The organism is Serratia sp. 506_PEND, from assembly GCF_001076875.1.
Classification (GTDB): Bacteria; Pseudomonadota; Gammaproteobacteria; order Enterobacterales; family Enterobacteriaceae; genus Serratia; species Serratia marcescens.
In genome coordinates, this window is record NZ_JVEL01000372.1 from 44436 (window position 1) to 56078 (window position 11643).

At 58.5% G+C, this 11643-nt stretch carries 8 protein-coding genes and 1 pseudogene; 8 read left to right on the plus strand and 1 reads right to left on the minus strand.

Features of this window, described 5'->3' with window-relative positions:
- The gene (locus ADK28_RS12620; RefSeq protein WP_048795797.1) at positions 1–1311 is read left to right on the plus strand and encodes an MFS transporter; all 1311 of its coding nucleotides are present in this window, start codon (positions 1–3) and stop codon (positions 1309–1311) included.
- A gap of 11 nt (positions 1312–1322) precedes the next feature.
- The gene (locus ADK28_RS12625) at positions 1323–3689 is read left to right on the plus strand and encodes a TIM-barrel domain-containing protein (RefSeq protein ID WP_048795798.1); all 2367 of its coding nucleotides are present in this window, start codon (positions 1323–1325) and stop codon (positions 3687–3689) included.
- A 3-nt stretch (positions 3690–3692) separates the two neighbouring features.
- Here the strand turns inward: ADK28_RS12625 and xseA are convergent, their stop codons facing one another.
- On the minus strand, positions 3693–5069 hold the full coding sequence (gene xseA / locus ADK28_RS12630; RefSeq protein ID WP_048795802.1) for an exodeoxyribonuclease VII large subunit: 1377 nt from the start codon (positions 5067–5069) through the stop codon (positions 3693–3695).
- A 170-nt stretch (positions 5070–5239) separates the two neighbouring features.
- Here xseA and guaB point away from each other — a divergent pair, with 170 nt between their 5' ends.
- The 6 genes and pseudogenes from guaB to ADK28_RS12660 form a co-directional block, all read left to right on the plus strand.
- Positions 5240–6703 (plus strand): IMP dehydrogenase, encoded by a 1464-nt coding sequence (gene guaB / locus ADK28_RS12635; RefSeq protein WP_004941460.1) that lies wholly within the window; start codon positions 5240–5242, stop codon positions 6701–6703.
- A gap of 103 nt (positions 6704–6806) precedes the next feature.
- Positions 6807–8384: a glutamine-hydrolyzing GMP synthase gene (gene guaA / locus ADK28_RS12640; protein ID WP_015378768.1), complete on the plus strand. Its 1578-nt coding sequence runs from the start codon at positions 6807–6809 to the stop codon at positions 8382–8384.
- Between the two features lie 214 nt (positions 8385–8598).
- Positions 8599–8778 (plus strand): annotated as a pseudogene (locus tag ADK28_RS12645) (CopG family transcriptional regulator); the annotation flags it as partial.
- A 414-nt stretch (positions 8779–9192) separates the two neighbouring features.
- On the plus strand, positions 9193–9372 hold the full coding sequence (locus ADK28_RS31555; RefSeq protein WP_152929695.1) for a hypothetical protein: 180 nt from the start codon (positions 9193–9195) through the stop codon (positions 9370–9372).
- A 42-nt stretch (positions 9373–9414) separates the two neighbouring features.
- A complete protein-coding gene (locus tag ADK28_RS12655; protein ID WP_048795800.1) occupies positions 9415–10758 on the plus strand; it encodes a DarT ssDNA thymidine ADP-ribosyltransferase family protein in 1344 nt (447 codons plus the stop codon).
- Positions 10758–11643 (plus strand): macro domain-containing protein (locus ADK28_RS12660; protein ID WP_048795801.1); only part of this gene is annotated, 886 nt, incomplete at its 3' end. The genes ADK28_RS12655 and ADK28_RS12660, both read left to right, overlap by 1 nt.

Below are 11643 nucleotides of genomic sequence, written 5' to 3' on the forward strand. Positions count from 1 at the left end.
ATGAGTGTGGAGATCAATCAGGCGGTCGCGCAGAGCGGCCGGCGCAAGTTCAAATCGCTGCGCTGGTGGATGCTGGCGCTGTTCTTGCTGGGCGTGACGGTCAACTACATCACCCGCAACTCGCTGGGCATTCTGGCGCCGGAGCTGAAATCCAGCCTGAACATGAGCACCGAGCAATATGCCTGGGTAGTGGCGTCGTTCCAGCTGGCCTACACGGTGTTCCAGCCGATCTGCGGCTGGCTGATCGACGTTATCGGCCTGAAGATGGGCTTTCTGATCTGCGCCGGCATTTGGGCGGTGGTATGCATGCTGCACGCCGGCGCCGGCAGCTGGCTGCAATTGGCCATTCTGCGCTTCTTCATGGGGGGCGCGGAGGCGGCGGCCACCCCGGCCAACGCCAAGGCGATCTCCGACTGGTTCCCGAAAAAGGAGCGGCCGATCGCCGCCGGCTGGGCGGGCGTCGGTTTCTCCATCGGCGCCATGCTGGCGCCGCCGATCATTGTCATCGCTCACGTCTCCTTCGGCTGGCAGGGGGCGTTCCTGTTCTCCGGCGGGTTGGCGCTGATCTGGGTAGTGCTGTGGTGGCTGTTCTACCACTCGCCGCAGCAGCACCCGAACCTTAGCCAGCAGGAGCTGGATCTGATCCGCGAAGACAACGAGCCGGTGTTGCCGAAGCTGCCGTTCTTCACTTCGCTGGCCAGCCTGTGCCAGAACAAGAAGTTTTACGGCATCGCCATCCCGGCCTTTCTCGCCGAGCCGGCCTGGGCGGTATTCAGTTTCTGGGTGCCGCTGTACCTGGCCACCGAACGCGGCATGGATCTGAAACAGATCGCGATGTTCGCCTGGCTGCCGTTCCTGGCGGCGGATATCGGCAGCGTCGCCAGCGGCTATCTCACCACCCTGTATCGCAAATGGTTCGGCTGCAGCCGCGTCAACTCCGTGGTCGCCAGCTCGGTGACCGGCGCTTTCCTGATGGTGTCGCTGGCGTTCGTCGCGATCACCCAAAATCCCTATGTGGCGATCGCGCTGATCTCGATCGGCGGCTTCGGCCACCAGGTGATCTCCTGCATGCTCAGCGCGCTGGTGGTGGAGTCGTTCGATAAAAACCAGATGGCGACGGTCAACGGCATGCGCGGCTCCAGCGCCTGGATCGCCAGCTTCCTGTTCACGCTCCTGATCGGCGCGGTGTCCGACACCATTGGCTTCAACCCGCTGTTTATCGCCATGGGCTTCTTCGATCTGATCGGCGCTGTGTTCCTGATTGCCCTGATCGCCGAGCGCGGCGGTAAGAAAACCCCTTCACACAGCTAAGTGGGATATTTATGAAAACCTTGAAAAATTGGACGCTGGCGGCGCAGCATGCCGACCATGTCGAGCTGCTGGTCGATGAACGTCACCGTTTCTGTCTGTACGTGTTGGAAGACGGTTTGTTCCGCGTGTTGATCAAGCGCAACGGCGAGCTGGCGCTGGATCGCACCTGGAGCATCGCGCCGCAGGAGGATGTGCCTTGGGAAGGGCGCGAACGGCTCAGCGTCGCCGGCTTCAGCCTGCCGGGCTATCAGCTGCGCCAGGAGAGCGGTCGGCTGGTGGTCAGCACGCCGCTGCTGCGCGTGACGGTGCATCAGCCGCTGTGGTTGGAATGGGAGCATTGCAATGCCGCCGGCGAGTGGCGGCCGCTGGCGGCGGATCGGCCAACCAGCGCCTACCTGCTCAATGCGCACGGCGACGGCGTGGCGCACTACCAACGCCGCTTCGCCGATGAGCGCTATTACGGCCTGGGGGAGAAAACCGGCGATCTGGAGCGCACCGGCCGCCGCTTCGAGATGCGCAATCTGGACGCCATGGGGTACAACGCGGCCAGCACCGATCCGCTGTACAAACACATTCCGTTCACCATCACCCGTGGGCCGGAGGCGAGCTTTGGCCTGTTCTACGATAACCTGAGCAGCTGCTGGCTGGATCTGGGCAACGAGATAGACAACTACCATACGGCCTATCGCCGCTATCAGGCCGAAGCGGGCGATCTGGATTACTACCTGTTCCTCGGGCCGAAGGTATTGGACGTCACCAAGGCGTTCGTGCGCCTGACCGGCCGCACCCACTTCGGGCCGAAGTGGAGCCTGGGCTACAGCGGCTCGACCATGCACTACACCGACGCGCCGGACGCCCAGCAGCAGCTGCAACAGTTCATTGCGCTGTGCCGCCAGCACGCCATTCCCTGCGACTCTTTCCAGCTGTCGTCGGGCTACACCTCGATCAACAACAAGCGCTACGTGTTCAACTGGAACTACGACAAGGTGCCGCAGCCCAAGCTGCTCAGCCAGGCGTTTCACGACGCCGGCCTCAGGCTGGCGGCCAACATCAAGCCGTGCCTGCTGCAGGATCACCCGCAGTATCAGGCGGTGGCGGCGCAGGGGCTGTTTATCCGCGATTCGCAAAGCGACGCGCCGGAGCGCTCCAGCTTCTGGGACGACGAGGGATCGCACCTCGACTTCACCAATCCGGCGACGGTGCGCTGGTGGCAGCAGGGCGTCACGCAGCAGCTGCTGGAGATGGGCATCGATTCGACCTGGAACGACAACAACGAATACGAAGTGTGGGACGGCGAAGCGCGCTGCCACGGCTTTGGGCGGCCGATCGCCATCAAGCATATCCGACCGGTGATGCCATTGCTGATGATGCGCGCCTCGATGGAGGCCCAGCAGCGCTTCGCGCCGCAGCGGCGGCCGTACTTGATCTCGCGCTCCGGCTGTGCCGGCATGCAGCGCTATGTGCAGACCTGGAGCGGCGACAACCGCACCAGTTGGCAGACGCTGCGCTACAACATCCGCATGGGGCTGGGCATGAGCCTGTCCGGGCTGTATAACCTCGGCCACGACGTCGGCGGCTTCTCCGGCGACAAACCGGACGCGGAGCTGCTGGTGCGCTGGGTGCAAAACGGCGTGATGCACCCGCGTTTCACCATCCACTCCTGGAACGACGATGCTACGGTCAACGAGCCCTGGATGTACCCGGCCGCCACCCCGGCGGTGCGTGAGGCGATCAACCTGCGTTACCGGCTGCTGCCGTATTTCTACACTCTGCTGTGGCAGGCCTGCGCCGACGACGAGCCGATGCTGCGCCCGACCTTCCTCGATCACGAACAGGATGCGCGCACCTTCGGCGAGAACGACGATTTTCTGATCGGCCGCGATCTGCTGGTGGCCAGCGTGGTGGAACCGGGGCAGCGCCGGCGTTCGGTGTATTTGCCGGACAACGGCGAAGGCTGGTACTGCTTCTACAGCGGCCAGTGGTTCGGCGGCGGCCAGACGGTGACGCTGGCGGCGCCGCTGGAGCGTCTGCCGCTGCTGGTGCGCGCCGGGGCGGCGCTGCCGCTGTCGCAGCGGCTGGCGCATGTGGACGTGGCCGCCGACGATCGGCGCGAGCTGCGGCTGTTTCCGCTCAAGGGCTGCGGCGCAAGCAGCGGGCTGTTGTTTGAGGACGACGGTGAAAGCGAAGGCTGGCGGCAGGGCGATGCGCTGTGGCTGCGCTGGGAAATGCGCTGCGACCCTCAGCGCATCATGCTGGATATCACGACGGAAGGGCGTTTCCGCCCGGCCTGGCGCACGCTGGCGCTCAGCCTGCCGGAAGGCGAAACGCGCGCGCTGTGGGTGAACGGCGAACCGAGCGAGCGTTTTACGCTGGAGTAAGGCTTACTCGGCCGCGCGCTTCTTGCGCGGCTTTTTGGCGACGGTGATGGTTTTCACCTCACTTTCCACCCAGCCGTCCTGCAGGCGGGTTTTAAGCAGTTCGCCGACCTGCGCCTGCTTGGTGGTTTTCAGCAGCTCGCCGCGCGGAGTTTGCGTCACGCTGTAGCCGCGCGCCAGCGTCGCCAACGGGCTGACGGTTTCCAGTTGGCTGCAGGCCACGCCGAAGCGCTGGCGGTAGGCGTTGAGCTGCCGCTCCATCGCCTGCTGCAGACGGTATTCCTGCTGCTGCACGCGCTGCTGGTAGCGGTGAATGCGGCCCTGCGGCTGCACCTGCGCCAGCCGCTGCTGGGCGCGTTCGCTGCGGCGGGCGGNCAGGCGCAGCTGCTGCTGCATGCCGTCTTCCATCCGGCGCTGCAGCTTGAACAGCAGCGTCTGCTGGCGCGCCAGGCGCAGATGCGGATGCTGCTGCTGTAAACGGTGATGAATGCGGGTGAACTGCTGCTGACGCTGCGCCAGGTAGTAATCCATCGCCATCTCCAGCCGCTGCTGCTGCGACTGCAGCTGGCGCAACAGCTCGAGCTGATTGCGGCTCACCAGTTCGGCGGCGGCGGAAGGGGTCGGCGCCCGCAGGTCGGCGACGAAGTCGGCGATGGTGACGTCGGTTTCATGGCCGACGGCGCTGACGATCGGAATGCGGCTGGCGAAGATCGCCCGCGCCACGCGTTCGTCGTTGAAGCTCCACAGATCCTCTAGCGAACCGCCGCCGCGGCCGACGATCAGCACGTCGCATTCATCGCGGCGGTTGGCGGTCTCAATGGCGCGCACGATCTGCATCGGCGCTTCCGCGCCCTGCACCGAGGTGGGGTAGATGACGATCGGCAGCGACGGATCGCGCCGCTGCAACACCTGCAGGATATCGTGCAGCGCCGCGCCGCTGGCGGAGGTGATCACCCCGACGCGTTTGGCCGGTGCGGGCAGCGGCTGCTTGAACTGCTGATCGAACAGCCCTTCGGCGCTCAGGCGCTGTTTCAACTGCTCGAACTGTTGCTGCAGCAGGCCGTCGCCGGCGGGCTGCATGCTCTCGGCGATCAGCTGGTAGTCGCCGCGCGGTTCATACAGCGTGATGCTGGCGCGCACCAAGACCTGCTGGCCGTTTTGCGGCCGGAAGGTGACGCGGCGGTTGCTGTTGCGGAACATCGCGCAGCGCACCTGGGCGCGGTCGTCTTTCAGCGTGAAATACCAGTGGCCGGAGGCGGGCTGGGAGAGGTTGGAGATCTCGGCGGAGAGCCAAATCTGCCCCATTTCCCTTTCCAGCAGTTGGCGAACCGTCTGATTCAGGCGGCTTACGGTAAAAATGGAAGGCGAAACAGGTAGCGACATGTGACCCAGATCAAATTTCAAAACAATCACTTAATTGGTCGATACTACATGGCTGAAAAAGGTAATCAAGACTTTTTGTAAGAAAGTGCTGGAGGCAACCGATTCCGCTCTGTATAATGCCGCGGCAATATTTTATCTTTTTCACAGCCCACCCTGGTGAGATATTGCCCATGCTACGTATCGCTAAAGAAGCTCTGACGTTTGACGACGTCCTCCTGGTTCCAGCCCACTCCACGGTTCTGCCTAACACCGCAGAGCTCGGCACTCAACTGACCAAAACCATCCGCCTGAACATCCCTATGCTGTCCGCAGCCATGGATACCGTTACCGAATCCGGCCTGGCCATCGCGCTGGCGCAGGAAGGCGGCCTGGGCTTCATCCACAAAAACATGTCCATCGAGCGCCAGGCTGAAGAAGTCAGCCGCGTGAAAAAACATGAAAGCGGCGTAGTCACCGACCCGCAGACCGTTACCCCGGCCACCACGCTGCAGGAAGTGAAAGAGCTGACCGCGCGCAACGGCTTCGCCGGTTACCCGGTCGTTACCGAAGACAACGAGCTGGTCGGCATCATCACCGGCCGCGACGTGCGCTTCGTGACCGATCTGACCCAGCCGGTCACCGCGGTGATGACGCCGAAAGATCGCCTGGTCACCGTGAAAGAAGGTGAAGCGCGCGACGTGGTGCTGCAGAAGATGCACGAAAAGCGCGTAGAAAAAGCGCTGGTGGTGGACGACAGCTTCCATCTGCTGGGCATGATCACCGTTAAAGACTTCCAGAAAGCGGAACGTAAGCCGAACGCCTGTAAAGACGAGCACGGCCGTCTGCGCGTGGGCGCGGCGGTCGGCGCCGGCGCCGGCAACGAAGAGCGCGTTGACGCGCTGGTGGCGGCGGGCGTTGACGTCCTGCTGATCGACTCCTCGCACGGCCACTCCGAAGGCGTGTTGCAGCGCATCCGCGAAACCCGCGCCAAATACCCGGATCTGCAGATCGTCGGCGGCAACGTCGCGACCGCAGCGGGCGCCAAAGCGCTGGCTGAAGCCGGCGTGAGCGCGGTGAAAGTGGGTATCGGCCCTGGCTCCATCTGCACCACCCGTATCGTGACCGGCGTGGGTGTGCCGCAGATCACCGCCATCGCCGACGCGGTGGAAGCGCTGGAAGGCACCGGCATCCCGGTTATCGCCGACGGCGGCATCCGCTTCTCCGGCGATATCGCCAAAGCGATCGCCGCGGGCGCCTCTTGCGTGATGGTCGGCTCCATGCTGGCGGGCACCGAAGAGTCTCCGGGCGAAATCGAGCTGTATCAGGGCCGTTCGTTCAAATCTTACCGCGGCATGGGCTCGCTGGGCGCGATGTCCAAAGGCTCTTCCGACCGTTACTTCCAAACCGATAACGCCGCCGACAAACTGGTGCCGGAAGGTATCGAAGGCCGCGTGGCCTATAAAGGCATGCTGAAAGCTATCGTGCACCAGCAGATGGGCGGCTTGCGCTCCTGCATGGGCCTGACCGGCTGCGCCACCATCGACGATCTGCGCACCAAGGCGGAGTTCGTGCGCATCAGCGGCGCCGGCATTCAGGAAAGCCACGTGCACGACGTGACCATCACCAAAGAGTCGCCGAACTACCGCATGGGCTGATGCCTTAACCTCTCCTGAGTGAGAGGCCGGGGTGGGGCGCCAAGCCCCATCCCGAAAACATACATTTTCGCTCTTTTTCTCTTGTTGCTGGAATTCGCCTCACATGACACAAAATATCCATAAGCATCGCATCCTCATACTGGACTTCGGTTCGCAATACACCCAACTGGTCGCCCGCCGCGTGCGCGAAATCGGCGTTTACTGCGAACTGTGGGCCTGGGACGTTAGCGAAGCGCAGATCCGCGAATTCAACCCAAGCGGCATCATCCTGTCCGGCGGCCCGGAAAGCACCACCGAAGCCGGCAGCCCGCGCGCCCCTGACTACGTGTTCAACGCCGGCGTGCCGGTGCTGGGCGTGTGCTACGGCATGCAGACCATGGCGATGCAGCTGGGCGGCCATGTGCAGGGCTCCAACGAACGCGAGTTCGGCTACGCGCAGGTGGAAATCGTCAACGAGAGCGCGCTGCTGCGCGACATCGAAGACGCCATCAGCCCGGCCGGCAAACCGCTGCTGGACGTGTGGATGAGCCACGGCGACAAAGTGACCGCGATCCCGTCCGACTTCGTGACCGTCGCCAGCACCGACACCTGCCCGTTCGCCATTATGGCCAACGAAGAAAAACGCTTCTACGGCGTGCAGTTCCACCCGGAAGTGACCCACACCCGTCAGGGCCAGCGCATGCTGGAGCGCTTCGTACTGGACATCTGCCAGTGTGAAGCCCTGTGGACGCCGGCCACCATTATCGAAGATGCGGTCGAGCGCATCCGCGAGCAGGTGGGTGAAGACCACGTGATCCTCGGCCTGTCCGGCGGCGTTGACTCCTCCGTGACCGCGATGCTGCTGCACCGCGCGATCGGCAAGCGCCTGACCTGCGTGTTTGTCGACAACGGCCTGCTGCGCCTTAACGAAGCCAAGCAGGTGATGGAAATGTTCGGCGACCACTTCGGCCTGAACATCGTACACGTCGAGGCGGAAAACCGCTTCCTGACCGCACTGGCGGGCGTGGACGAACCGGAAGCCAAGCGTAAAATCATCGGCCGCGTGTTCGTTGAAGTGTTCGACGAAGAAGCCTGCAAGCAAGAGCAGGTGAAATGGCTGGCACAGGGCACCATCTATCCGGACGTGATCGAATCCGCCGCTTCCGCCACCGGCAAAGCGCACGTGATCAAGTCGCACCACAACGTGGGCGGCCTGCCGAAAGAGATGAAGCTGGGCCTGGTCGAGCCGCTGAAAGAGCTGTTCAAAGACGAAGTGCGCAAGATCGGCCTGGAGCTGGGCCTGCCGTACGACATGCTGTACCGTCACCCGTTCCCGGGCCCAGGTCTGGGTGTGCGCGTGCTGGGCGAAGTGAAGAAAGAGTACTGCGATCTGCTGCGCCGCGCCGACGCCATCTTCATCGAAGAGCTGCACAAAGCCGACCTGTACAACAAAGTCAGCCAGGCGTTCACCGTGTTCCTGCCGGTGCGTTCGGTCGGCGTGATGGGCGACGGCCGCAAATACGACTGGGTGGTCTCCCTGCGTGCGGTGGAAACCATCGACTTCATGACCGCGCACTGGGCGCACCTGCCGTATGACTTCCTCGGCCGCGTCTCCAACCGCATCATCAACGAAGTGGACGGCATCTCCCGCGTGGTGTACGACATCAGCGGCAAGCCGCCGGCGACGATTGAGTGGGAGTAATCCCGCGTCCGGCATAGACTGGCACCCAAGAGCATTAAAACAGCCCTAAGCCCGCGTAATTGCGGGCTTTTTTCATTCTTGGCGTGGCACTGCCTGGCAAATTTTTGCATCGCCAAGCACTCCGTTTTTATGGCATGGTAGATGGTACGATTTGAATCTGATGCTATGTTCGGCACCCAATACCATACCGCCTCTGATGGGTTGATCATGGCTAGCAGTTGCCGACTTGGCCAAGGTCAATGGCGACTCTGGCCGGGTGGCCGGGCTGCTGAAACTTTGGCTCGCGGAGAAGCGCGGACAAGGCGCAGGTCCAATGGATGTGGAAGCGATGATGAATGAATTTCACAAATTGCAGAGCGAGGTGCTTTCCATCATGTCACGTGTCGTAAGATGACTGCTGAACGTGTCATCTAAGACAGAGCAAAGTTCAGCTTCACAGTCATGCCGTATCGATGCATCCAATCGAGCGCCTGATGTTGGATTGATAGGTGGCTAGCCAACGCATCGAAGGTTCGTTCTGCAGCATGTTGCACGGATCGACGGAAGCATTGGTTGACAGCACCCCTATGTCGAGGCACGCAGTGCTGCGACCTCGATTCATCGGTGTTGGAACGGATGAGGCGGGTGACGGCTGTGGTCAAGGTGAGTCGTGAGGCTTTCAGGGCAAGATTTGTGGTGGTTGAAGCCCGAGCACGAATGATTGCCTGTACCGCTTGGTGGTGGAGATCGAGAAGCAAATCATGTGATTTGGTATAGACTTGGATTGCACAATCCAAAATGCGAATCGGTAAGCATTGTCGAGGCTTAAATGAAAAAACAAGATAAGAGAGATCGAGGCCACGATGAAGTTATGACGGAGGCGTTTGACTCTGATCCAGAATACGCGATCGAACTTGCTGAGAATGTTTTGAGTGACGGCGAACAAGGAGAGATTGATATTCTGCGTCGGCAGCTCGTAATAATTCCAGAAAAATATCAAGGACAATGATTTTAGTATTGTTCTATCAATAGTTTAATCAAGGGGGGAAACATGGCAGTTCCTGTACACCATAGGGCTCGCAATGCATATCATTTCACATCGATACAAAATCTCGAATCAATAATTGATCACGGTATTTTTTCGACCAATCAGAAAATTGCTCGCGGCATTCTGCACGTTAACGTCGCTGAGGAAGGAATACAGATGCGTCGGGCGCTTATGCAGGTGCCTGGAGCCAACGGGCGGTGTGTTCATGATTATGTACCATTCTATTTCGCAAAGAAAACGCCTATGCAGCAGGCGGTGCTCTATAAGAAGAACGTAGATCAGCAGTTCATCATTTACCTTTGCGTATCGGTTTTGCTCATGGAGACAAGAGCTGGGGCCTATTACACAAACGCGTCTGCAAATACGGACGTTCCCCCAGCTTTCTTTTCTGGAAATCATCAGTCTGATCAGCTCGACCAACTAGATTGGCAAACTATCGATAACGGTCGGTGGGGATATGACGACGATGCTCAGAAGCACCGCAAAATGGCAGAGCTTTTGTTACCAGATCATGTCCCATTATCTGAAATTAATCAGATAGTTACATTTAATCGCAGCGTATCTAACTGTGTTAGACAAATTTTTCAGAACAAAGGGGTTGTTCCGCCGAATATTGTTGAGGCGGGAGGGGAGCATTATTATCTAGAGCCTGGTAATTGGAATGCTTCTTTGGTTACAGGGCCTTTTTTCCTCAAGCGTTTTGTAGATGAGGCTGTTTCTCATGTGGTCTCATTTCAGCGTCAGGTGATGCCGAGATTCCAGACCTTAAGTGACGCCTTGCGTGCTATTCGCGCTAACTTCGCGGCCATCAGAGAGCTAGAAGATATCGATGGTCTCGACGCGAACTACGGGCCACATAGTGAAGATGTTGGCGCTCATTCTCGACGTGTTGCGGGTCTGGTGTTGAACTCACCCGAATATATTCAGTTGGACCCTATCCATCGTGAAGTCTTGGAGCTTGCAGCTTATCTCCACGATATAGGCAAAGGGCCCAAAACACGCTGGCCCAATAGTTTTATGAATAAGGCTGATGGTGAACATCCCAAAAAATCCCTGCCTATGTTGAAAAGAATTTTGACTGAGGATCTGCCTATTCTGCCACCAGATATAGTCCGAAAAATTATAATGCTGGTGACGTATGATGACCTACTGGGTGAGATCGTTGCTAAAGGTCGGGACAAAAGTCAGTTGTTCGATATAATTACTTGTCCTGAAGATATCACTATGTTGGTGGCTTTGAGCAAGGCTGATATTGGTGCGTTAAATCAAATTTGGTTGATGCAAGTCTCTGCTGGAATCGATGCCCTCAGAGTTGAGGCTCTTCAAAAATTGCAAGGTAATATTTAATGATAGAGTTTGTTTCCGGAGATTTTTTCGATTTTGATGCGGATATCATGATCAATACAGTCAACTGTGTTGGTGTGATGGGTGCAGGTGTGGCGCTCGCATTTAAGAAAAGATTTCCTGAAATGTTCGATGACTATGCTGAAAAGTGTCGTTCGGGCATTATTCGCCCCGGCCTGCCTTCCGTTTGGTTGCAAAAGGATATGATCTCGAAAGACATCGAGATCATAAATTTTCCAACAAAAAATCATTGGAAGAATCCATCTGAGTATCATTATATTGATGATGGGTTGGAATGGCTTTCTAAGTATCTTGAAGATAAGAGTGGAAAAGTAGTAACTCTTCCGGCCCTAGGCTGTGGTCATGGTGGTTTGGACTGGGACAGGGTCCGATCTATGATTGCTGAGAAGCTAAAAAACTCTCCAGCGCATATATATGTCTTTGAGCCTTTCGATTCAGTGAAAGCGGGCAATGTCAAAGCTTCGGGGCCAGACTATGAGCAACTGCTTGGTTCGGTTGGGGCTGGGGTTGTTAAATATGCGTCGGACGCATACCCGGAAAAGTTGCGCATCTACACCAAGAAGGATGTATATTACTATCCAAAACAGCAAAACAAATTTAGATACGATTTTTCAGTTGTGTGCAGCAGCAAGCCTGACTTAAGCGAGATAAATGCTATACGGAAGTTTGTTGAATTTTGCGTTCTCGAGAAGTGTAGTATTTTGTTGGGAGGGACAGCCTTTGAAAAAAAACTCGCGCTTGAACTTTCGACCCAAGGTTTAATTTGCGGGTGTGTTCTACCATCCGGAATCTACGAGTCCATAAAAAAAGTATCATTATCAAAGCGTAAAGAAAATCCTAATCTTCTCTCGATAGGTAATCCAGTAG

Excerpts from the sequence above, each read along its gene's own strand:
- ADK28_RS12620 (WP_048795797.1), top strand. The coding sequence starts at position 1 with ATGAGTGTGGAGATCAATCAGGCGGTCGCGCAGAGCGGCCGGCGCAAG.
- ADK28_RS12625 (WP_048795798.1), top strand. The coding sequence starts at position 1,323 with ATGAAAACCTTGAAAAATTGGACGCTGGCGGCGCAGCATGCCGACCAT.
- guaB (WP_004941460.1), top strand. The coding sequence starts at position 5,240 with ATGCTACGTATCGCTAAAGAAGCTCTGACGTTTGACGACGTCCTCCTG.
- guaA (WP_015378768.1), top strand. The coding sequence starts at position 6,807 with ATGACACAAAATATCCATAAGCATCGCATCCTCATACTGGACTTCGGT.
- ADK28_RS31555 (WP_152929695.1), top strand. The coding sequence starts at position 9,193 with ATGAAAAAACAAGATAAGAGAGATCGAGGCCACGATGAAGTTATGACG.
- ADK28_RS12655 (WP_048795800.1), top strand. The coding sequence starts at position 9,415 with ATGGCAGTTCCTGTACACCATAGGGCTCGCAATGCATATCATTTCACA.